At 65.1% G+C, this 21,864-nt stretch carries 16 protein-coding genes; 13 read left to right on the forward strand and 3 right to left on the reverse strand.

Annotated features, from left to right (window positions below):
* Positions 1–74: 74 nt before the first annotated feature.
* The 6 genes from M1B35_RS00990 (at position 75) to M1B35_RS01015 (ending at position 9,104) form a co-directional block, all read left to right on the forward strand.
* A complete protein-coding gene (locus M1B35_RS00990; RefSeq protein ID WP_123332386.1) occupies positions 75–1,511 on the forward strand; it encodes a transglycosylase SLT domain-containing protein in 1,437 nt (478 codons plus the stop codon).
* A 205-nt stretch (positions 1,512–1,716) separates the two neighbouring features.
* Positions 1,717–3,546, forward strand: a complete 1,830-nt coding sequence (locus M1B35_RS00995; RefSeq protein WP_268260964.1) for an extracellular solute-binding protein — start codon at positions 1,717–1,719, stop codon at positions 3,544–3,546.
* Positions 3,543–5,396 carry an extracellular solute-binding protein gene (locus M1B35_RS01000; RefSeq protein WP_123332382.1) on the forward strand — a complete coding sequence of 618 codons (1,854 nt, stop codon included), beginning with the start codon at positions 3,543–3,545 and terminating at the stop codon, positions 5,394–5,396. Before M1B35_RS00995 ends, M1B35_RS01000 begins: the two co-directional genes overlap by 4 nt.
* A 1-nt stretch (position 5,397) precedes the next feature.
* Positions 5,398–6,471: a microcin C ABC transporter permease YejB gene (locus tag M1B35_RS01005; RefSeq protein ID WP_123332380.1), complete on the forward strand. Its 1,074-nt coding sequence runs from the start codon at positions 5,398–5,400 to the stop codon at positions 6,469–6,471.
* Position 6,472: 1 nt separating this feature from the next.
* Positions 6,473–7,492: an ABC transporter permease gene (locus M1B35_RS01010; protein WP_268260965.1), complete on the forward strand. Its 1,020-nt coding sequence runs from the start codon at positions 6,473–6,475 to the stop codon at positions 7,490–7,492.
* Between the two features lies 1 nt (position 7,493).
* Positions 7,494–9,104, forward strand: coding sequence for an ABC transporter ATP-binding protein (locus M1B35_RS01015; protein WP_268260966.1), 1,611 nt, complete (start codon positions 7,494–7,496; stop codon positions 9,102–9,104).
* Between the two features lie 42 nt (positions 9,105–9,146).
* Here M1B35_RS01015 and M1B35_RS01020 read toward each other — a convergent pair whose 3' ends face one another.
* The gene (locus M1B35_RS01020; protein WP_123332374.1) at positions 9,147–10,115 is read right to left on the reverse strand and encodes a sensor domain-containing diguanylate cyclase; all 969 of its coding nucleotides are present in this window, start codon (positions 10,113–10,115) and stop codon (positions 9,147–9,149) included.
* 260 nt (positions 10,116–10,375) lie between these two features.
* On the opposite strand from M1B35_RS01020, the gene M1B35_RS01025 reads away from it, so the two are divergent.
* Positions 10,376–12,799 carry a hypothetical protein gene (locus M1B35_RS01025; protein ID WP_268261085.1) on the forward strand — a complete coding sequence of 808 codons (2,424 nt, stop codon included), beginning with the start codon at positions 10,376–10,378 and terminating at the stop codon, positions 12,797–12,799.
* Between the two features lie 7 nt (positions 12,800–12,806).
* Here M1B35_RS01025 and M1B35_RS01030 read toward each other — a convergent pair whose 3' ends face one another.
* Positions 12,807–14,165, reverse strand: coding sequence for an XAC2610-related protein (locus tag M1B35_RS01030; protein ID WP_268260967.1), 1,359 nt, complete (start codon positions 14,163–14,165; stop codon positions 12,807–12,809).
* Between the two features lie 165 nt (positions 14,166–14,330).
* Here M1B35_RS01030 and M1B35_RS01035 point away from each other — a divergent pair, with 165 nt between their 5' ends.
* From M1B35_RS01035 to M1B35_RS01050, 4 genes are all read left to right on the forward strand, one after another.
* Positions 14,331–14,873 carry a sigma-70 family RNA polymerase sigma factor gene (locus M1B35_RS01035; RefSeq protein ID WP_268260968.1) on the forward strand — a complete coding sequence of 181 codons (543 nt, stop codon included), beginning with the start codon at positions 14,331–14,333 and terminating at the stop codon, positions 14,871–14,873.
* Between the two features lie 5 nt (positions 14,874–14,878).
* The gene (locus M1B35_RS01040) at positions 14,879–15,868 is read left to right on the forward strand and encodes a FecR domain-containing protein (RefSeq protein ID WP_268260969.1); all 990 of its coding nucleotides are present in this window, start codon (positions 14,879–14,881) and stop codon (positions 15,866–15,868) included.
* A gap of 158 nt (positions 15,869–16,026) precedes the next feature.
* Complete coding sequence (locus M1B35_RS01045; protein WP_268260970.1) at positions 16,027–18,513, forward strand: TonB-dependent siderophore receptor; 2,487 nt, start codon at positions 16,027–16,029, stop codon at positions 18,511–18,513.
* Between the two features lie 654 nt (positions 18,514–19,167).
* Complete coding sequence (locus M1B35_RS01050) at positions 19,168–20,001, forward strand: AraC family transcriptional regulator (protein ID WP_268260971.1); 834 nt, start codon at positions 19,168–19,170, stop codon at positions 19,999–20,001.
* Between the two features lie 9 nt (positions 20,002–20,010).
* On the opposite strand, the gene M1B35_RS01055 is transcribed toward M1B35_RS01050, so the two are convergent.
* The gene (locus M1B35_RS01055; RefSeq protein WP_268260972.1) at positions 20,011–20,598 is read right to left on the reverse strand and encodes a LysE family translocator; all 588 of its coding nucleotides are present in this window, start codon (positions 20,596–20,598) and stop codon (positions 20,011–20,013) included.
* Between the two features lie 104 nt (positions 20,599–20,702).
* Between M1B35_RS01055 and M1B35_RS01060 the strand changes: the two genes are divergently transcribed.
* Together M1B35_RS01060 and M1B35_RS01065 are read left to right on the forward strand one after the other, a co-directional pair.
* Positions 20,703–21,212, forward strand: a complete 510-nt coding sequence (locus tag M1B35_RS01060) for a GNAT family N-acetyltransferase (RefSeq protein ID WP_268260973.1) — start codon at positions 20,703–20,705, stop codon at positions 21,210–21,212.
* Between the two features lie 108 nt (positions 21,213–21,320).
* On the forward strand, positions 21,321–21,851 hold the full coding sequence (locus tag M1B35_RS01065) for a DUF3455 domain-containing protein (RefSeq protein ID WP_268260974.1): 531 nt from the start codon (positions 21,321–21,323) through the stop codon (positions 21,849–21,851).
* The last annotated feature ends 13 nt before the right edge of the window (positions 21,852–21,864 follow it).

Raw genomic sequence — 21,864 nt, forward strand, 5'->3', positions numbered from 1 at the left:
TCTGAATGGTTGACCGCACCCGAGGTGCTTCCTAGAATCGCCCGACATTTTTGCCCGGAACTTACTTCCAGCCAATGTCGTCATCTATTCGTAATTCCATCAGTTCAGACGCATTGACGCGCTTGGCCCAGGCCATCGCCGTGGCTGTGTCGGCTACGCTCGCGGGGTGCCAAAGCACCGGCCCGGCCCCGCAGAGCGAAGCGACGCACACTCAGAATTTCAACGCCCGCATCAAGCAGAAACCGATCTGGTTGAGCACCCAGCAGCCAAGCCCGCAAATCCCCCAGGACGTCTGGGAACGCATGCGCCAGGGCTTCCAGTTGCAAGAAGGGTTGGGCGTCAACCCGCGTATTGAACAACAACGCCTGTGGTTCGCCAGCAACCCTTCCTTTCTGGAAAACGCTGGAGAACGCGGCAGCCTCTACATCCACTACATCGTCGAGCGTCTTGAAGAGCGCAACATGCCGCTGGAACTGGCCCTGTTGCCAGTGATTGAAAGCGCCTACAACCCGATGGCCTATTCCCGGGCCGACGCGGTGGGTCTCTGGCAATTCATTCCTTCCACCGGCCGCTACTTCAACCTGCGCCAGACCCGTTTCTACGATGGCCGACGCGACATCACCGCCTCGACCACCGCAGCCATGGACTACCTGACCCGCCTGCACGACATGTTCAACGGTGACTGGTTGCTGGCGCTGGCCGCCTACAACGCCGGCGAAGGCACGGTCAGCCGGGCCATCGAGCGCAACGAAAAGCTCGGCCTGCCCACCGACTACTGGAACCTGCCGCTGCCGGCGGAAACCCAGGCCTACGTGCCCAAGCTGCTGGCCCTGTCGCAAGTGGTACTGGCGCCGGAAGCCTACGGCGTCAACCTCAACCCGATTGCCAACGAGCCGTACTTCCAGGTGGTCGAGATCAACCAGCGCATGGACCTGTCCAAGGTCGCGGCGGTGGCCAACATCGACGAGGACGAGCTGTTCCAGCTCAACCCGGCGTTCAAGCAACGCACCACCATCGACGGCCCGCAGCACCTACTGGTGCCAACCTCCAAGGCGCAGTTGCTGACCACCAGCCTGTCGACCATGCGCCCCGAAGAACTCATCAGCCAGCGTCCGCTCAAGCCGGTGTTCGAAGGCGCGACCCGCACCGAGATCGCAGGCGCCAAGCGCACCTACCGGGTCAAGCGCGGCGACAACCTGGGCACCATTGCCAAGGCCAACAAGGTCGACGTCAAGGACCTGCAACGCTGGAACCAGTTGACCGGCAAGAACCTCAAGGTCGGCCAGACCCTGGTCATGCAGGACAAAAGCAAGCGCATTTCGGGCCGCAGCACCACGGTGGTCGCGGCCAACAACAAGAAGTCGACCCAGTACAAGGTCAAGCAAGGCGACTCGCTGTACATGGTTGCCAAGCGCTTCAACGTCGAAATGCAACACCTCAAGCGCTGGAACCCACGCGCCGGCCAGGCCCTGAAGCCGGGCCAGATGCTGACGGTCTACCTACCGCATTAAGCTGATCGCCGGCGAGCCCGCTCCTGTAGGAGCCGGCTCGCCGGCGATTGCGTTCTACCCCCGTTCCCCCGCATTCCACCCCCGCCCTGCCCCCCTCGCTGACACACCAGCACCCGGCGACCCGGGATGGCCTTTTTCCTGCCCAGACAAGCTGTTACTGTACGGCCCACAAAGCCCAAGCCGCCTGGACCGGATCCCTGACTTGATGCGTCCCCTGCTCCCGCTACTAATCAGTCTGGCCTTGAGCTTTCCCGCAAGCGCGACAATTACCGAAAGTCATGGTTATGCGCAGTTCGGCACGCTCAAGTACCCAGCCAAATTCACCCACTACGACTGGGTCAACCCCGCAGCGCCGAAAGGCGGCACCTTGCGGGTCATGGCATTTGGCACCTTCGATACCCTCAACCCCTACACCTTCAAGGGCACCAGCCCGGTCACCACGGCCAATTTCCTGCAGTACGGGGTCAATGAGCTGAATGAGCCGCTGATGGTGGGCACCGGTATCTACGCCCCCTCCGGCGACGAGCCCACGTCCAGCTACGGCCTGATCGCGCGCTCCGTGGAATACAGCGAGGACCGCAGCTGGGTGGTGTTCAATCTGCGCCCCGAAGCACGCTTCCACGACGGCACGCCGATCACCGCCTATGACGTGGCGTTTTCCTATCGCCTGCTGCTCAAGGAAGGCCACCCGCAATACCGCACCAACCTGCAGGAAGTGGCACGGGTCGACATCCTCGGCCCGCAGCGCATCCGCTTTGTGTTCAAGCGCAGCGGCAATCCGCTGCTGATCCTGCGCCTGGGCGAATTGCCGGTGCTGCCTCAGCATTACTGGAAGGGTCGCGACTTCAAGGCCACCACTTTCGAGCCGCCCCTGGGCAGCGGGCCCTACCGCATCACCCAGGTGCAGCCGGGGCGCCAACTGGTGTTCGAGCGGGTCAAGGACTACTGGGGCCAGGACCTGGCGGTGAACCGCGGCTTCAATAATTTCGACAAGGTCGAGGTGGAGTTCTACCGCGACAGCGATGTGGCCTTCGAAGCCTTCAAGGCCGGCGAGTTCGACATCTACATCGAGCACCAGGCGAAGAACTGGGCCAACGGCTACCACTTCCCGGCGGTCAATCGCGGCGACGTGATCAAGGCCGAGGTGGCGCACCAGATTCCCACCCAGACCCAGGGCCTGTTCATGAACACCCGGCGCAGCACCTTTGCCGACGCCAAGGTTCGTGAAGCCCTGGGGCTGATGTTCGATTTCGAGTGGACCAACCGCACCCTGTTCAGCGGCGCCTACAAACGCGCCACCAGCTACTACCCCAACAGCGAGTTCGCCGCCAGCGGCCTGCCCCTGGGCCACGAATGGCTGCTGCTGTCGCCCTACCGCGAGCAACTGCCGGCCAAGCTCTTCACCCAGCCCTTCACGCTGCCCCAGACCGACGGCCGCGGTATCCCCCGGGAAACCTTGCGTCGCGCCCTGGGCCTGCTTGGCGAGGCCGGCTGGACCCTCAACGGCCAGCGCCTGGTGAACAGCGCCGGGCAGCCGTTGCGCTTCGAGGTGCTGCTGGTCAACCCCAACCTGGAACGCATCCTCCAGCCCTACATCGAGAACCTGGCCAGCATCGGCATCGACGCGCGCCTGCGCACCGTGGACCGGGCCCAGTACAAGCAGCGCCTGGACCAGTTCGATTTCGACATGATCCTCATGACGATGAACCAGACCCTGAGCCCGGGCCTGGAGCAGTGGCAGTACTTCCACTCCAGCCAGGTCGGAGTCAAGGGCAGCAAGAACTACGCAGGCATCAACAACCCTATCGTCGATCACCTGCTGGAACAGTTGCTGGCCGCCCAGAGCCGCGACGAACAACTGGCCGCCGGCCGGGCCCTGGACCGGGTCCTGCTGTGGCAGCACTACATGATCCCCAACTGGTACATCAACTATCACCGCCTGGCGTACCGTAACCGGTTCGCCTTCGTCACCACGCCGCCCTATAACCTGGGCCTCAATGCCTGGTGGCTGAAAGCTTCGGAGAAAGCCCAATGATGCCTTTGCGTAACCTGCTCCTGCGCACCAGCGGCCTGTTGCTGATGGGGGTCGCCTGCATCGCCCAGGCCGCCCCGCAACACGCCCTGACCCTGTACAGCGAGCCGCCGAAGTACCCGGCCAATTTCAAGCACTTCGACTTCGTCAACCCCGACGCGCCCAAGGGCGGCACCTTCCGCGAGGCCGGCTTCGGCGGCTTCGACAGCCTCAACCCGTTCATCAACAAGGGCGTGCCGGCGGACAACATCAGCCTGATCTACGACACCCTGATGCGCCAGAGCCTGGACGAGCCCTTCACCGAGTACGGCCTGGTGGCCGGGCAGATCGAGAAGGCCCCGGACAACAGCTGGGTGCGCTTCTACCTGCGCCCGCAAGCACGCTTCCATGACGGCCAGCCCATCCGCGCCGAAGACGTGGTGTTCAGTTTCAATACCCTGACCCAGTCCGGCGCGCCGCTGTACCGCACCTACTACGCCGACGTCGCCGAAGTGATTGCCGAAGACCCGCTGCGGGTGCTGTTCAAGTTCAAGCACAGCAACAACCGCGAGCTGCCGCTGATTCTCGGCCAATTGCCGGTGCTGCCCAAGCACTGGTGGGCCACCCGGGACTTCAACAAAGGCAACCTGGAGATCCCCCTGGGCAGTGGCCCGTACCAGGTTTCGGAGGTCAAGGCTGGGCGTTCGATCCGCTACCAGCGGGTCAAGGACTACTGGGCCAAGGACCTGCCGATCAACCGCGGCTTCTACAACTTCGACGTCATGGCCACCGACTACTACCGCGACAACACCGTGGCCCTGGAGGCCCTCAAGGCCGGGCAGTTCGACTTCTGGCTGGAGATGAGCGCGAAGAACTGGGCCACCGCCTACAACACCCCGGCCGTGGCCCAGGGCCGCCTGATCAAGGAGCAGATCGTCAACGGCAACCCCACCGGCATGCAGGGCTTTGTCTTCAACACCCGGCGCCCGGTATTCCAGGACGTGCGCGTGCGTGAGGCCCTGAGCCTGCTGCTGGACTTCGAGTGGAGCAACAAGCAGCTGTTCAACGGCGCCTACACCCGCACCCGCAGCTACTTCGAAAACTCGGAAATGGCCGCCACCGGCCTGCCCGGCCCTGACGAACTGAAAATCCTTGCGCCGCTGCGCGACAAGCTGCCGGCCCAGGTCTTCAGCGAGGCCTATGCGCCGTCGGTGTCCGATGGCAGCGGCATGATCCGCAACCAGCAGCGCCAGGCCTACCAACTGCTGCAGGAGGCCGGCTGGCGCATCGTCGACGACAAGATGGTCGACGCCCAGGGCAAGCCGGTGGTGATCGAATTCCTCCTGGCCCAGACCGAATTCGAGCGGGTGTTGCTGCCGTTCAAACGCAACCTCAGCGACCTGGGGATCGACCTGGTGATCCGCCGGGTCGATGTCTCGCAATACATCACCCGCCTGCGTTCGCGGGACTTCGACATGGTGGTGGGCAGCTTCCCCCAGTCCAATTCGCCGGGCAACGAACAGCGTGAATACTGGAAGACCTCCAGCGCCGACAACCCCGGCAGCCGCAACTTCATCGGCCTCAAGGACCCGACCATCGACGCCCTGGTGGAAGACCTGATCAACGCCGACTCGCGCAGCAGTCTGGTGGCCCATGCCCGAGCCCTGGACCGGGTGCTGCAATGGGGCTACTACGTGATCCCCAACTGGCACATCAAGACCTGGCGCGTGGCCTACTGGAACCACATCGGCCACCCGAGCGTCTCGCCCAAGTACGACGTCGGCACCGCCACCTGGTGGATCAAGCCCGATGCCAAGCCGGCGGTCGAACCGAGCCCTCAGGAGCCGGCCGCTGCAGCCGGCGCGGAGCAATAAGATGCTGGCCTATATCGTTCGCCGATTGCTGCTGATCATCCCCACCCTGCTGGGCATCCTGCTGATCAACTTCGTGATTATCCAGGCCGCGCCGGGCGGGCCGGTGGAGCAGATGATCGCCAAGCTCGAAGGGTTCGAAGGCGCCACCAGCCGGATTGCCGGCGGCGGTGCCGAAGTCTCGGTGGCCGGTTCCAGCTACCGCGGCGCCCAGGGCCTGGACCCGGCCCTGGTCAAGGAAATCGAGAAGATGTACGGCTTCGACAAGTCGGCGCCGGAACGCCTGTGGATCATGATCAAGAACTACGCCAGCCTGGACTTCGGCGACAGTTTCTTCCGTGACGCCAAGGTGGTGGACCTGATCAAGGAGAAGATGCCGGTGTCCATCTCCCTCGGGCTGTGGAGCACCCTGATCATGTACCTGGTGTCGATCCCTTTGGGGATCGCCAAAGCCACCCGCCACGGCAGCCACTTCGACGTCTGGACCAGCTCGGCGATCATCGTCGGCTACGCCATCCCGGCGTTCCTGTTCGCCATCCTGCTGATCGTGGTGTTCGCCGGCGGCAGTTACTTCGACTGGTTCCCCCTGCGCGGCTTGACCTCCAACAACTTCGACCAGTTGAGCTGGGGCGGCAAGATCCTCGATTACTTCTGGCACCTGGCACTGCCGGTGACCGCCCTGGTGATCGGCAACTTCGCCACCATGACCCTGCTGACCAAGAACAGCTTCCTCGACGAAATCAACAAACAATACGTGGTCACCGCCAAAGCCAAGGGCCTGACCCAACGCAAGGTGCTGTACGGCCACGTGTTCCGCAACGCCATGCTGCTGGTGATCGCCGGCTTCCCCTCGGCCTTTATCGGCATCTTCTTCACCGGCTCGCTGCTGGTGGAAGTGATCTTCTCCCTCGACGGCCTGGGCCTGATGAGTTTTGAAGCGGCGATCAACCGCGATTACCCGGTGGTGTTCGGCACCCTGTTCATCTTCACCCTGCTGGGGCTGGTGGTGAAACTGATCGGCGACCTCACCTACACCCTGGTCGATCCGCGCATCGACTTCGACAGCCGGGAGCATTGAGATGAAATTGTCCCCCCTCAATCGTCGGCGCTTCGAGCGCTTCAAGGCCAACAAACGCGGCTGGTGGTCACTCTGGCTGTTCCTGGTGCTGTTCGGCCTGAGCCTGGGTGCCGAGCTGATCGCCAACGACAAACCCTTGGTGGTGCACTACGACGACGACTGGTATTTCCCGGCCCTCAAGCGCTACCCGGAAACCACCTTTGGCGGTGAATTCCCCCTGGAAGCCAACTACAAGAGCCCCTACATCCGCGAGCTGCTGGCGGCCAAGGACGCCTGGGTCTTGTGGGCACCGATCCCCTTCAGTTACCAGAGCATCAACTACGACCTGCGCGTACCGGCCCCGGCACCGCCCTCGGCGGACAACCTGCTGGGCACCGATGACCAGGGCCGCGACGTGCTGGCCCGGGTGATCTACGGCTTCCGCATTTCCGTGCTGTTCGCCCTGACCCTGACCATCCTCAGCTCGATCATCGGCGTCATCGCCGGGGCCTTGCAGGGTTTCTATGGCGGCTGGGTGGACCTGGCCGGGCAGCGTTTCCTGGAGATCTGGTCCGGGTTGCCGGTGCTCTACCTGCTGATCATCCTCGCCAGTTTCGTCCAGCCCAACTTCTGGTGGTTGCTGGGGATCATGCTGCTGTTTTCCTGGATGAGCCTGGTGGATGTGGTGCGCGCCGAGTTCCTGCGCGGGCGCAACCTGGAATACGTGCGGGCCGCCAGGGCTCTGGGCATGCAGAACGGCGCAATCATGTTCCGCCACATACTGCCCAACGCCATGGTCTCGACCATGACCTTCATGCCGTTCATCCTCACCGGCGCCATCGGTACCCTGACCGCCCTGGACTTCCTCGGTTTCGGCCTGCCCCCGGGCGCGCCGTCCCTGGGCGAGTTGGTGGCCCAGGGTAAATCCAACCTGCAAGCACCCTGGCTGGGCATCAGCGCCTTTGCCGTGCTGGCGATCATGTTGAGCTTACTGGTGTTTATCGGCGAGTCCGCCCGCGATGCCTTCGACCCGAGGAAATGAGATGAATCAGGACAATCTGATCGAAGTCCGCGACCTTGCTGTCGAGTTTGTCGTCGGCGAACAACAGCAGCGCGTGGTCGAAGGCATCAGCTTCGACATCAAGCGGGGCGAAACCCTGGCCCTGGTGGGCGAAAGCGGCTCGGGCAAATCGGTCACCGCCCACTCGATCCTGCGCCTGCTGCCCTACCCGCTGGCCCGGCACCCGTCCGGCACCATCAACTATTCCGGCCAGGACCTGCTGACCCTGAAAGAGAAAACCCTGCGCCATATCCGCGGCAACCGGATCGCCATGATTTTCCAGGAGCCCATGACCTCGCTGAACCCGCTGCACAGCATCGAAAAGCAGATCAACGAAGTGCTCGGCCTGCACAAAGGGCTGACCGGCAAGGTCGCCACCCAACGCACCCTGGAACTGCTGGAGCTGGTGGGCATCCCCGAGCCGCACAAACGCCTCAAGGCCCTGCCCCACGAACTCTCCGGCGGCCAGCGGCAACGGGTGATGATCGCCATGGCCCTGGCCAACGAACCGGAGCTGCTGATCGCCGACGAGCCGACCACCGCCCTGGACGTCACCGTGCAGTTGAAGATCCTAGAGCTGCTCAAGGAACTGCAGGCGCGTCTGGGCATGGCCTTGCTGTTGATCAGCCACGACCTGAACCTGGTGCGGCGCATCGCCCATCGTGTGTGTGTGATGCAGCGCGGGAGAATTGTCGAGGAGGCGTCGTGCGAGCAGCTGTTCAGCGCCCCCCAGCACCCCTACACCTGTGAACTGCTGAGCGCCGAGCCCAGCGGTGGCCCCGCCAGCAACCCGGTGGGCCCGCCGATGCTGGAAGTCGAGGACCTGAAAGTCTGGTTCCCGATCAAGAAAGGCCTGTTGCGCAGCACCGTCGACCACGTCAAGGCGGTGGACGGCATCCACTTCAGCCTGCCCCAGGGCCAGACCCTGGGCATCGTCGGCGAAAGCGGCTCGGGCAAGTCCACCCTGGGCCTGGCGATCCTGCGCCTGATTGGCAGCCAGGGCTCGATCCGCTTCGAAGGCCAGCAGCTCGACGCCTTGTCCCAGCAACAGGTACGGCCGCTGCGCCGGGAAATGCAGGTGGTGTTCCAGGACCCGTTCGGCAGCCTCAGCCCGCGCATGAGCGTGAGCCAGATCGTTGGCGAGGGTTTACGCATCCATAAGATCGGCAGCGAGGCCGAACAGGAGCTGGCGATCATCGAGGCCCTGAAGGAAGTCGGCCTGGACCCGGAAACCCGTCACCGCTACCCCCACGAGTTTTCCGGCGGCCAACGCCAGCGCATCGCCATTGCCCGGGCCCTGGTGCTCAAGCCCCGGCTGATCCTGCTGGACGAGCCGACGTCAGCGCTGGACCGCACCGTGCAACGCCAAGTGGTGGAACTGCTGCGCAAGCTGCAAAGCAAGTACAACCTGACGTACCTGTTTATCAGCCACGACCTGGCGGTGGTCAAAGCCCTGAGCCACCAGTTGATGGTGGTCAAGCAAGGCCGGGTGGTGGAGCAAGGCGACGCGCAGCAGATCTTTGCCACCCCGCAACACGCCTATACCCAGCAACTGCTGGAAGCCGCCTTTCTGGTGCCGGCCCGCGCCGAGTAAAACCGCCGACACGGGGGCTGGCCAACGCCGCCCCCCGCGCCGTCAGCGCCTGCGCTTGCCAGCGTGTTTGTGCAAATACATGGCCTTGTCGGCATCCGCCAGCAGTTCTTCGATACCCAGGTGGCGATCAGCCTCGAATTCGATCTGACCGACGCTGAAGCGGATGTCATAACCGCGCTGCAGGGTGGCATTGCGCTCGTCGAGGATCTCTTGCAGGCGCGCCATGATCGCCGTGGTTTCCACGTGGTTGGAGCCGGTCAGCAAGGCCACGAACTCATCACCGCCCAGACGGCCGATCACGTCGCTTTCGCGGAAGGCGATGCGCAACACATCGGCAAAGGTTTTCAACGCTGCATCGCCCTCGGCGTGGCCGAAGGTGTCGTTGATGTGCTTGAACTCATTCAGGTCGAAAAACAGCAGGGTTGCGGGTCGGTCCAGGCGTCGGCAGGCCGCCAGGGCATGCCGCGCCAGGGCCTCGAAGCCGCGCCGATTGGAGAGCAGGGTCAGCTCGTCCATGCTCGCCATCTGCACCGCCGCCAGCTCTTGCTCGGCCATGCGCGCCAGGTCCCGCAACAGGTCCCGCTCTTCGTCGTCCAGGTCCCGCGGCCTGACGTCGATCAGGCACAGGGTGCCGAGCTTGGCGCCGTGGCCCACGGTCAACGGGTAGCCGGCGTAAAAACGAATGCCCGGCTCGCCGATCACCAAGGGGTTGTCATGGAAACGCAAGTCCAGGGTGGCGTCGTGGATCAACAGGATCTGGTCCCCCAGAATCGCGTGCCCGCAAAACGACAGGTCCCGGGAGGTTTCACTGGCACACAGGCCAAAGCACGATTTGAACCACTGCCGATCACTGTCCACCAGGCTGACCAGGGCAATCGGCACGTTGAACAAACGCTTGGCCAGGCGTGCCACACGGTCGAAACGTTCCTCGGCCGGGGTGTCCAGTACGTTCAAGCCCTGCAAGGTCTTGATGCGTTCGGCTTCGTTGGCGGGTTTGCTGGGCGCTAGCATCACACTCTCCATAAGTAGCGGTGGGCAATAGCGTAGTTCAGCCTGGACCTGCGCGGCACCGATCCCCTCAGCGGCCTGCGACCGAGACGCTCAAGCCCCAGGACAAGACGACGGAAGGCCCCTGTTACAGCCCCCTGCCACGCTGCCTTTTTATTGGCCAAACGCGTAGATTGAGCGCGCCCTGTTCCTTCTCCACGCACAAGGATGCCTCCGTGGCCAGCCCCGCCGATTCCCGTCCCGAAAAAAGCCTGTCGCGCCTGATGCTGGAGCTGTTGTGGCAATTGGCGGTGCTGCTGGTGCCGATCTTCCTGGTCACCGTGCTCCCGCCCCTGCTGGCGCTGGCGACGTTGCTGGTATGCGCCGCACTGATGACCCTGGCAGCGCGGCTGGGCTGGCCCCGGGGTGCCCGCGGCCTGGCGCGAGTGATGAGCGGCGCGGCCTTCGGCTTCGGTTTCAGCCTGGGCCGGGCCCTGCCGGCGTACTGGGACATCGCCGGCGCGGCCATCGGCATGTTCGCCGCATTGGCCTGCGTCGCCAGCCTGGAGCGTCGCCTGGGCCTGAGCCCCGCCAAACACTCCCAGGCCGGCGCCAGCGGCGGGCCCAGCGCCTGGGGCGGCGACGAACCCCAGCACACCCCCGAAGGCCAGCCGATCCGCGTGTTCAACCACGGTGAAATCGCCATGGGCGGCCCCACCTATTGCGATTACCTGTTTCCCGATGGCGTGTTGCTGCAAGGGGTCGGTTCCTCGGCGCGCTTCTCCAACGATGGCCGCTACTTCGCTGCGACGCTGCCGTCGCGCCAGCAATGGGGCCTGCTGATTCTCGACCGCCCGCAGCGGCGCCTGTACCACTGCGACTACAGCGAGTTCTGGGAACTGGACAGCTTCGCTGACGACACTCTGGACGGCCGCCACAGCCCGCTGGTGGACAACAGCCCGCGCCAGCACGGCCTTGAGCAACTGTTGCAAGGGGCCAAGGCCGTGGACCTGGTGCCGGTCGCCGACCTGTGGCTGGAGCCCGGCGCCTGGCACGAGCGCCTGACCGGGGCGCCACTTGAAGAGACATCCCCCGATGGCGCCCAGCGCCTGCATGGCCAGATGGCCCTGCCCGCCAGCCTCGCCTCGTTGCCCCAACCCCTGGAACCGCTGCGCGCGCCGCCCTATCGACTGAGCCTGAATGGCCAGGCCTCGGGCCTGCTGATCGGCGCCGAGGACAGCCGCGTATGGAGCGCCGACGGCCGTGCCCTGGCGTGTCTTGCCCGCCAGGAAAGCGACCCGGAAACCAGCGGTTATTGGCTGTGGCAACAGGATCGGGGCTGGCGCCGGCTGCCCGAACCTTGGGTGGCCAGCCCTGCGGAGCCGTCCTTCTACTGGCGTCAACTGCTGAGCCTAGACGAGCAGCACCTGCGCATCGACGCCTACCTGGACTGCGCCCAGCCGGACCACGGCACCTACGGCTACCGCTTGCACAGCATCCACAGCGACACCGACACCCAAGTCGGCCACGACCCGCAAGGCCGCATGCTGATCGCCGACCTGCCCCTGGCTCGCACCCAGCTGGTCATGCCCCTGGACAGCCTGGGCCAGCGCGGCGCCAGCGACCTGGAGTCCGCGCCGCTGTTGGACGGCCAGCGCGCCCGCCTGAGCTGGCTGGCGGACAACCGCGATGGCCTGGGTGCCTATCGCTGCTGCATCGGCGACTGGCAACTGCCGGGGCGCTGGCAGTTGGATCACCGGGTCTCGGACTGCGGCCGCTACCTGGCGCTGTTGCCTTTTGTCGAGGCCCCAGCCGTCTGCGGTCAGGTCCAGGTGGCCGATCTGCAGCAGCGCCGTCTGCTGGCCGGGCCGCCGATGCTGCCCGCGCGCCTGCTGGACTTTCGCGACGGCCGCCTGAGCCTGGCCGCCATCACCGGGCGCCTCGACAACCCGCGCCACAGCCAGCCGCTGCAACGAGCCAATCAACCGGCTCCGCCCGCCGAGGAAGCGGCCGCCTTCTGCCAGGACCGCGATGATTCACGGCTGCTTTATGAAGTACTCCGGGTGCAGGTCGGCGATCACTCATTGCGCCTGCTGCCCCGCTGGCGCCTAGTGGACCGGCCCCAGTCGGCCACCGCCGATGGCGACTTTATCCAGCCGGCGGCCAACGGTGAGGACGCCGCCTGGCTGTTCGGCAGCGAAACCGATTACGCCGACAGTTGGCTGCGCCCCGGCAGCCCGCGCCTGGGCGGGCATCTGCTGACCGCGTCCGGCTGTGCCCTGAGCGACCTGGCGCCGTCGATGATCTGGTCCCCCGCCGCCCGCTACCTGGCGCTGACCCGCTATTGCAGCGAGCGTGATGATCGGCAGGAGGATCGCTATGGCTGGCAAGTGCTGCTCTTGGATGTGCGTGACCACTGCCTGCGCACCTGGCCCCAGCGCCTGCACCATCGGCCGCAGTTCGAAGCCTTCAGCGGCGACAGCCTGCGCCTTCGCCTGTTCACCCGCGACTGGCAAGCCGACGATGACGACGACCGCGGCCGCCTGCTGAAGCTGAACCTCAGCGAGCTGTTGAGCCTGCCGGGCACACCGCTGATTGAGCAACAGGGGTTGTGGCTGGACAGGGCCGAGCTGACCCACCTCAGCGCCTGGCAAGCCGTGCAACGCCCGCAAAGCCTGTACTTTGGCGCCCCCTCGGAAGAGGGCTAACAGGCGTTCACGGCTGTTTGACGTAGGTGCCAGCGATATCGCGGCCCTCATGGTTGCCCGACACCAGCAGCGCCCCCCTGAGGAACTGCACCCGGTAACCGCGCCGGGCCTGAGGGTCCCAGGCGATGGCCAGGTTGCTGGCGGTCAAGGGCACACGCTGCTGCATCACCAAGGGGGCGGCCCCGGGCTGCTCCAGGCGCAATTGCAGATCGGCGCTGCCCAGGTCGTGGGGGTTGGGGCCGGGAATGATCTTCACGGTCAACTCGGCGCGGCGCTGGGTCGCGTCGTCGCGCATCAGGTAGCGACCGCTGCGCTGGTTGTCGGCCACCGAGCCGAGCTTGTCCGGCGCGACCTCGACGCTGACGCGCCGCAGGCTGCCGTTGAAGCGTTTGCCGCCGTGGGTCCAGACCGCGCCGCGGTTGCCCTGGGGATCGTCTTCGGTGTGCACATACCAGGTACCGCTGACCTCGCCGTTTGCGCCGGACTCCACCAGGGTCACGCTGCCGGTCTCATAGTCGCCCCCCACCACGCGGATCGGCTTGCCGCTGCCGCCACGGGGGTAACGCACTTCACCCACCAACACTTCGCCCTGGCGCTGCCACCAGAGTTCCACCGGGAGCTTGCCGTTGAGGGTGCCGCTGAACACCTCGGGCGCCTCGCTGTAGGGCCCCTCAAGGTGCGAATGTTCCTGCCACTGGCCGTTGACCAGGGTGCGGACGCTGACGTTGAAGTAATCCCGAGGCATGAAGGCCTCTTGCTCGGGAGGGTTGTAAAGTTCTTCCGTGCGCTCTTCGACCATCACCGGCAGGTTGTTGTGCACCTCCCAACTGGCGTCCTGGTGCCAGCAGCAGCCGCTTTTGGTCCAGGTGTGCAAGCGTCGGCGCTGCCCATCGGTCTCGAACATGCCCAGTTGCCCGTCGCGGGTCAGGTCGGAAAATGCCTGGCTCAATTGCAGGCGCCGGGTGGCAGGGTCGAACAGATAGACATCGTAGGACGGCCCGCCGTAGCCGCCTTCGCTGCCATTGCGCAGGGCCAGGTCTTGCTCGCCGTCAAAGTTGAAATCGTCGAAGAACAGCACGCTCTGGTCGCCGTACATCGGCGCCTGGCCCGTGGACAGGCTGCCGTCGGTCTTGAGGGTGGCATAGGCCTCGGGCGAAACCAGGGTTTGCAGCAGTTCGCCGCTGGCCTTGTCACGCAGGCTGACGGTGGCCGGCGCCGGGTCATAACTGGTGGCCGGTGCCTGGGCAAATCGCAGCTCGATGGCGTATTTCTGCGCCGGGTCCGTGAGGCGGTACACCAGTGGCTCGGCAACGGCCGAGGTGGCCAAGAGCAGGCTGGCAAACACCAGCGCAGGGCGGATCAACATAAGACACGGCATCCTTGCAAAACCATCAGGGGCGCGCAGTTTAGCGGCAAGCCGGGGTCACCGACACGGCTCCGTAAAAGCAAACCAATATCATTTGCAGGGCCAGTGGGCTTTTTGCTTTAATCGCGATCAATTCCCATTTGCACCCTAGGCGCCCGGCGCCGGATGGACACTGTGTTTTCGACGCCACCTCCCGCTTCCGCCCTGGTCCAGAGCCTGTATCACGCCCATCACCGCTGGCTCTACGAGCTGCTGCGGCGGCGCCTGAACAACGCCTGCGATGCCGCCGACCTGGCCCATGACATCTTTGTCCGGGTGCTCAAGCGGCCGCCTGCCCTGAGCGGCGACGTACACCAGCGTTCGTACCTGGCGACCATCGCCCGCGGCCTGTGCGTCGACCATTGGCGCCGGCGGCAGCTGGAACAGGCCTGGCTCCAGGCCCTGGCCGCGCGCCCCGCCCCCCTGCAACCCTCGCCGGAACACCAGGCGATCATCGTCGAGACCCTGTACGAGGTGGACGCCATGCTGGCGCGCCTGCCGTCCAAGGTGCGCGAAGCCTTTCTCCTGGCCCAGCTCCATGACCTGCCCTACAAGGTCATTGGCGAACGGCTTGGCGTCGGCGAACGCATGGTCAAGAAGTACCTGGCCCAGGCGCTGATGCATTGCGCGATCCTCGAGGCCGAGCTCGACGGCCTGTTGCTGGAATGACCCCGATGAATGACGCCCAGCCCGGCAAACTCAGCCATGCCAGCCTGGAACAGGCCGCCCAGTGGTACGTGCAGTTGCACGACCAGCAGGTCACCGAGCAACAGCGCCAGCACTGGCGCAACTGGGTCGAACAGAGCCCGGAGCACCGCCTGGCCTGGGGCTATGTGGAGCGGATCAGCCAGCGTTTTGCGCCCCTGCATGACGGCGCCGGGCAACAGGCCGCGAGCCAGGCCCTGCGCAGCGCCGGTCGCAGTGCCCCGGGGCGCCGCCAGGTGCTGGGCAGCCTGTTGCTGCTGGGGGCCGGCAGCCTACTGGGTTGGGGCACCTGGCGCGGCACCCCGCTGCCCCAGGCCCTGAGCCGCTGGCGCGCGGACTACGCCACCGGCACCGGGGAAACCCACGAAGCCCGGCTCAGTGATGGCAGCCGCGTCTGGCTCAATGCCCTGAGTGCCCTGGACGTACGCTACAGCCCCGTGGAGCGCCTGTTGCTGCTGCACCTGGGGGAAGTGCTGATCGACACCGCCAAGGACCCGCAACGGCCGTTTCTGCTGCAGACCGAGCACGGCCGGTTGCGGGCCCTGGGCACCCGCTTCAGCGTGCGCCAGGAACCCCAGCACAGCCTGCTCAATGTCTACCAGGGCGCAGTGGAAGTGCGCTGCGCCGACGGTGGCCAGGTGCAGGTGGTCAACGCCGGCCAGCAACTGGCCTTCGACCGCTCCAGCCTGATGCCGCTGCAACCCGCCAGTGCCGCCCGCGAGGCTTGGAGCCGTGGGCTGCTGCTGGCCGACAACCTGCCCCTGGGGCAGTTGCTCGACGAACTCGGGCGCTACCGCCCCGGGCACCTGGGCTGCGACCCGGCCATCGCCAACCTGCCGGTGATGGGCACCTTCCCCCTGAAAGATTCCGACCAGGCTTTGGCATTGCTGCAAGCGGCGCTGCCGGTGCGGGTCAAACGCCTGACGGATTGGTGGGTCAGCCTCGAACCCCGGGCTTGAACGGCCAGCCCTGCATCCGCGGGTTGAACCGCTGTGTTGAGCCGCCGTGACAGGCCCCTGAAAAAATTTTCCAGGGGCAGTTCCCTTTTCGTTTTCTGGTTCGGTTAACCCGGTAACAGCACTCACATTGCCGATCGATCCGATCCCAAGGGACTTCCATGCCGTCACCCCGCTTCTCTCGCCTGCGCTTGCCTTTGCGTCCTCTGGCCCTGGCCATTCCCGCCGCCCTGCTGTGCCTTGGCGCGCCGTCGGTGAACGCCACCGAAGCCCCAAGCCAGCAAGGCAGCCAGCCGCTGCGCCACTACGAGATCGCCCCCGGCAGCCTGATCGCCGCCCTCAACAGCTTCTCTGAGCAGGCCGGAATCTTCCTCGCCGGGCACAACGACCTGGCGGCCGACAAGCGCAGCCCGGGGCTGAGCGGTGACTACAGCGTCGAACAGGCCTTGCAGCGCCTGCTCCAGGGTTCCGGCCTGCAAGCCCAGCCCCTGAGCAGCGGCGGCTACGTGCTGCAAAGCGCACCGAGCAGCAACGGCCCCCTGGAACTGGGCGCCACCAGCATCTCGGCCCAGACCCTGGGCGCCACCACCGAAGGCACCCAGTCCTACACCACCGGCGCCACCTCGTCGGCCACCGGCCTGGCGCTGTCGCTGCGGGAAACCCCGCAATCGGTGACCGTGATCACCCGCCAGCAGATGGACGACCAGGGCTCCACCAGCATCGCCGACACCCTGCGCCGGGCCCCCGGCATCAGCGTGCAGAACTACGACAGCGAGCGCTGGGAGTTCTCGGCCCGCGGCCTGCCGATCACCAACTTCCAGTACGACGGGGTCAACTCGACCTACGACGGGGTCTACGACTACGGCACCACCAGCACCGACATGGCGACCTTCGACCGGGTGGAAATCATCAAGGGCGCCAGCGGCCTGATGACCGGCGCCGGCGACCCGTCGGCCACGGTCAACCTGATCCGCAAACGCCCGACCAAGGATTTCAAGGCCTCGGTCACCGGCACCGTCGGCTCCTGGGACAGCTACCGCAGCGAAGGCGACATCTCCGGCCCGCTGACCGACAGCGGCAACGTGCGCGGGCGCTTTGTCGGGGTCTATCAGGAGCGCAAATCCAACCTGGAGCACTACCAGAACACCAAGGACATCGCCTACGGCATCCTGGAGATGGACCTGACCCCGGACACCCTGCTGACCTTCGGCATGGACCAGCAGAACACCCGCTCCCGGGGCGCCAGCTGGACCGGTTTCCCGATGTACAACAGCGACGGCTCGCGCACCCACTTCTCGCGTTCCTTCAACCCGGCCACCGACTGGAGCCGCCGCGACTTCCAGACCCAGACCCTGTTCGCCTCGCTGGAACAGAAACTGGCCAATGACTGGAAGCTCAAGGTCAGCTACGACCGCAAGCACCGCGAGCACGACACACTGCTCGGCTCGGCCAGCGGCGGCGCCCCGGACGCGGCCACCGGCAACGGCATGTTCATGTACATGGGCAAGTTCGTCGGCGACCAGACCCAGGACAATATCGACCTCAACCTCAGCGGCCCCTTCACCCTGCTGGGCCGCGAACATGAGCTGATGGCCGGCTTCACGGCGATGCACGCGCGCCAGGATGATCCGGTCTACGGCTCGGTGTACCCAATGCTGGGCAGCAGCATCTACGACTGGAACGGCCACTTCGCCAAGCCGGACATTCCCCAGTCCGGCACCGACGCGATTGTCGAGCGCCAGACCGGCGCCTACCTGGCCACCCGCCTGAAGCCCACCGACGACCTGGCCGTGATCCTCGGCACCCGGGTCAGCAACTTCAAGGCGTCGGACCACACCGATTTCTTCGACCCAGCCAAGGCCGACATCCGCACCGACTACCACCAGACCGGGGTGGTCACGCCCTACGCCGGGGTGATCTACGACCTCAATGACACCTACTCGGTGTACACCAGCTACACCAACATCTATCAGCCGCAAATGAGCAAGGACGCCCAACGCAAGCTGCTCGACCCCACTGAAGGCGACGCCTACGAGGCCGGCATCAAGGCCGAATACCTGGGTGGCCGGGTCAATGCCAGCTTCGCCGTGTTCCGCATCGAGCAGGACAACCTGGCGCAGAAAATCAGCGGTGAGGATGCCGACGCCATCTACCGGGCGATCCAGGGTGCCACCACCAAGGGCTTTGAATTCGAAGTGGCCGGCGAACTGCTGGAAGGCTGGAACCTCAGTGCCGGCTACACCTATAACCACACCCGCGACGCCAACAACGACTACGTCTACGGTTCGGTGCTGCAAACCACCGCGCCCCAGCAAGTGGCCCGGCTGTTCAGCACCTACCGCCTGCGCGGCGACCTGGACAAGCTGACGGTGGGCGGCGGGGTCAACTGGCAAAGCGAGTTCTACGGCAACGTGTTCCAGCCCAACCCCGATGACACGGTCAACTTCGGCCAGTACACGCGCATCACCCAGGACAGCTACTTCCTGGTGGATGCCATGGCCCGCTACCAGTTCAACCAGCACCTGAGCTCGACCCTCAACGTGAAAAACCTCTTCGACAAGCAGTACTACACCGGCATGGGCAACTTCGGCACCGGCTTCTACGGCGAGCCCCGCAGCCTGCAACTCACCACCAAGTGGGACTTCTAGGCCACGTAAGCCGGCTCCTACAGAAGCAAGGTGATCCGTGACGGGTTGTAGGAGCTGGCTTGCCAGCGATGGCATCGGTAAGCCTTGCGCTTGACTCAAAGCCCCCATCGCCGGCAAGCCGGCTCCTACAGGAGCAAGGTGATCCGTGGCGGGTCGTAGGAGCTGGCTTGCCAGCGATGGCATCGGTAAGCCTTGCGCTCGACTCAAAGACGCCATCGCCGGCAAGCCGGCTCCTACAGATGCGGGGGGATCCGGGATGGGTTGTAGGAGCTGGCTTGCCAGCGATGGCATCGGTAAGCATTGCGCTTGATTCGAAGGCCCCATCGCCGGCAAGCCGGCTCCTACAAAAGCGGGTGATCCGGGATGGGTTGTAGGAGCTGGCTTGCCAGCGATGGCGTCGGTAAGCCTTGCGCTTGACTCGAAGGCCCCATCGCCGGCAAGCCGGCTCCTACAGATGCAGGGTAATCCGGGATGGGTTGTAGGCGCTGGCTTGCCAGCGATGGCGTCAGTAAGCCTTGCGCTTGACTCAAAGACGCCATCGCCGGCAAGCCGGCTCCTACAGGGCCCATTCGCAATGTGCCCTGAAAACATTCGATCCGCTGGCCCGGCGCGTTTTACACTGCCTGCCCTCCGTCCGTTTCAGGAAGCCCCGCGATGACGTCGTCCGGCGCCCAGCACTCCGATCAGGCCCCGCGTTTCTGGCGTGATGCCGCCCTGCCTTTTATCGAGGCGCGGTCCATCGCTGACGGGCGCCTGGCCTGCTATTCACGGCACTCCCACGAGCAGTTCTCCATCGGCGTCATCACCGCCGGGCAAAGCACTTATGTACACGAGCAGGCGCAGTACCGGGTGGCGGCGGGCACGGTGGTGCTGATGAACCCCGGCGTGGTCCACGCCTGCAACCCCATCGACGACCAGCCATGGTCCTATCGCATGCTGTATGTGGATACGCCCTGGCTGACTGCGCTCCAGCATGAACTGGGGTTCAGCCCGGACCAGGACTACCGCCCCTTCGCCCAGCCCTACAGTGACGACCCAGCTTTGTTCGCCGGGCTCAACCAACTGTATGAGGTGCTGGTGGATGAACAGGCCGACACCCTGCACAAACACAGCACCGCACTGAGTTTTTTCAGCGACCTGCAGCAGCGCCTGAACCCGGCCGCGACCGCGCCACGGCACAGTAACGCCAAGCTGCAACAGGCGGCACGCTTCATCCGCGAGCACTGCACCCAGGCCCTGAGCCTGGACACCATCTGCCACGCCTGCGGCCTGTCGCCGTCGTACCTGATCCGCACCTTCAAGCAGCAATACGGCATGACGCCCCACGCCTTTCTGGTGGACCAGCGGGTGCAGTTCGCCCGTGCCCGGCTGCGCCAGGGCCAGGCGATTGCCGAGGTGGCCCTGGAAGCCGGTTTTGCCGACCAAGCGCATTTTCAGCGGGCGTTCAAACAGCACCTGGCCGCGACCCCGGGGCAATACCGGGGCTGAGCCGGCGTCTCAGGCCAGCAGCAGGTACAGGGCACAGGCCACCAGCAGCAAGGCCATGCAGCGATTGAACAGGCGCACCCCGGTAGGATGGCTGAGGTACTGGCGCAAAAAGGTCCCGGCGTAGGCCCAGCAGCCGATCGACAGGTAGCAGATCACCAGATACACCAGCACGAACTGCCACACCAGCCGCGGCTCGCCATCCGCGGCAAAGGCCCCCATGCCCGCCACGCAAGCCAGCCAGGCCTTGGGGTTGAGCCATTGCATCAATGCGCCGTACCAGGCCGAAGGCGCCCGGGCCTGATCGCCCGAGCCCAGGCGACCGTCATCGACGGCCAGTTTCCAGGCCATGTACAACACAAAGGCCACGCCAAACAGCTGGATGCCCCGGGTCAGGAACGGCCAGCGCAACAGCAGTTCATGCAGACCCAGGCCAATCAACAGCAGCAACAGGACAAAGCCCAGGGTGGCGCCACTTACATGCCGCAGGCTCGCACGAAAACCGAAGCGTGCCCCGGAACCCAGGGCCACGATGTTCACCGGCCCCGGGGTAATGGATGCGGCCAGGGCAAAGGCCGCCATGGAAAACACTACGCTCATCATTCACGCTCACAGAATCAAGGAAAGACCGGGCCGACCTTAGGCGCGGCGCCCCTCGGCGTATTGAAGAAAACTGCCCAACCCACTCTGTGTCGGAGTTCGTCATGCCCACCTTCGAGCTGCACGCCGCCCAACGCGACGACTGGTCCTGCCTGGACAACCTGCTGCAGTTCTACCTCCATGACCTGAGCCAGTGGCTGCCCCTGCCCTTGGGCCCCCAAGGGCTGTTTGCCATGCAGTCGATGGAGCCGTATTGGCGAGCGGCCGGCACCCTACCCTGGCTGATCCGCGTCGACGGGCAACTGGTCGGTTTCGTCACCCAGGATCAGCAACTGCGTGTGGCCGGCGCGCAGTACAACCTCGGTTACCTGTTTATCTGCCGGGGCTGGCGACGCCAGGGCCTTGGCCGCGCCGTGGTCAAGCAGTTACTGGAACGCTACAGCGGCCCATGGCAGGTGCTGCACCTGGAGGCCAATCGCCCGGCCCGACCATTCTGGAGCCAGGTGCTTGAACAACTGAGCGGCCAGCCCTGCCCTGGCCAGCCCTGTGAGGCCGACGGCTACCCGGCCACCCTGTACCTGTGCCCGGGCCTCCCGAGCTCGTCGACAACCTGAGTGAAAAAATATTTTCAACCGACTGCATCCAAACCCTGTGCCCCGCGGGTAGTACTGTCAGCAGCCCAATGGCTGCGCAGTCGATCCCCCTTTTCTGGAGCACTGTCCATGAACCGCACATCCCTGCTCAGCCTGACCCTCTCCCTCGCCGCCACCGGCTGGCTAAGCGCCGCCCAGGCCCAAGCCGACCTGCCCGACAGCATCAAGGTGCCGGACGGGCACAAGATCGCCCTGGAAACCGTCGGCGTCGGCGAGATCACCTACGAATGCCGCGACAAAGCCAACGCCCCCGGCCAGACCGAATGGACCTTCGTCGGTCCCAAGGCGGTGCTCAACGACCGCAGCGGCAAGGCCGTCGGCGACTACTTCGGCCCGCCAGCCACCTGGCAAGCCAAGGACGGTTCGAAGATCACCGGCACCCAAGTGGCCGTGGCCCCCTCCAGCGCCGGCAACCTGCCGTACCAGTTGGTCAAGGCCAACCCCGCCGAAGGCAAGGGCGCCATGAGCGGCGTGACCTATGTGCAGCGCGTGGCCCTCAAGGGTGGCGTGGCCCCGAGCACGCCGTGCACCGCCGCCGAGAAAGGCAAAAGCCAGCAGGTCAAGTACCAGGCCGACTACCTGTTCTGGGCCGCTAAATAAACCGCAACAAAAG

It is taken from the genome of Pseudomonas morbosilactucae (genome assembly GCF_023241665.1).
GTDB lineage: Bacteria > Pseudomonadota > Gammaproteobacteria > Pseudomonadales > Pseudomonadaceae > Aquipseudomonas > Aquipseudomonas morbosilactucae.

Excerpts from the sequence above, each read along its gene's own strand:
- M1B35_RS01025 (WP_268261085.1), top strand. The coding sequence starts at position 10,376 with ATGCTGGAGCTGTTGTGGCAATTGGCGGTGCTGCTGGTGCCGATCTTC.
- M1B35_RS01040 (WP_268260969.1), top strand. The coding sequence starts at position 14,879 with ATGAATGACGCCCAGCCCGGCAAACTCAGCCATGCCAGCCTGGAACAG.
- M1B35_RS00995 (WP_268260964.1), top strand. The coding sequence starts at position 1,717 with ATGCGTCCCCTGCTCCCGCTACTAATCAGTCTGGCCTTGAGCTTTCCC.
- M1B35_RS01060 (WP_268260973.1), top strand. The coding sequence starts at position 20,703 with ATGCCCACCTTCGAGCTGCACGCCGCCCAACGCGACGACTGGTCCTGC.
- M1B35_RS01015 (WP_268260966.1), top strand. The coding sequence starts at position 7,494 with ATGAATCAGGACAATCTGATCGAAGTCCGCGACCTTGCTGTCGAGTTT.
- M1B35_RS01055 (WP_268260972.1), bottom strand. The coding sequence starts at position 20,598 with ATGAGCGTAGTGTTTTCCATGGCGGCCTTTGCCCTGGCCGCATCCATT.
- M1B35_RS01000 (WP_123332382.1), top strand. The coding sequence starts at position 3,543 with ATGATGCCTTTGCGTAACCTGCTCCTGCGCACCAGCGGCCTGTTGCTG.
- M1B35_RS01030 (WP_268260967.1), bottom strand. The coding sequence starts at position 14,165 with ATGTTGATCCGCCCTGCGCTGGTGTTTGCCAGCCTGCTCTTGGCCACC.
- M1B35_RS00990 (WP_123332386.1), top strand. The coding sequence starts at position 75 with ATGTCGTCATCTATTCGTAATTCCATCAGTTCAGACGCATTGACGCGC.
- M1B35_RS01005 (WP_123332380.1), top strand. The coding sequence starts at position 5,398 with ATGCTGGCCTATATCGTTCGCCGATTGCTGCTGATCATCCCCACCCTG.
- M1B35_RS01050 (WP_268260971.1), top strand. The coding sequence starts at position 19,168 with ATGACGTCGTCCGGCGCCCAGCACTCCGATCAGGCCCCGCGTTTCTGG.
- M1B35_RS01065 (WP_268260974.1), top strand. The coding sequence starts at position 21,321 with ATGAACCGCACATCCCTGCTCAGCCTGACCCTCTCCCTCGCCGCCACC.
- M1B35_RS01035 (WP_268260968.1), top strand. The coding sequence starts at position 14,331 with ATGGACACTGTGTTTTCGACGCCACCTCCCGCTTCCGCCCTGGTCCAG.
- M1B35_RS01020 (WP_123332374.1), bottom strand. The coding sequence starts at position 10,115 with ATGCTAGCGCCCAGCAAACCCGCCAACGAAGCCGAACGCATCAAGACC.
- M1B35_RS01045 (WP_268260970.1), top strand. The coding sequence starts at position 16,027 with ATGCCGTCACCCCGCTTCTCTCGCCTGCGCTTGCCTTTGCGTCCTCTG.
- M1B35_RS01010 (WP_268260965.1), top strand. The coding sequence starts at position 6,473 with ATGAAATTGTCCCCCCTCAATCGTCGGCGCTTCGAGCGCTTCAAGGCC.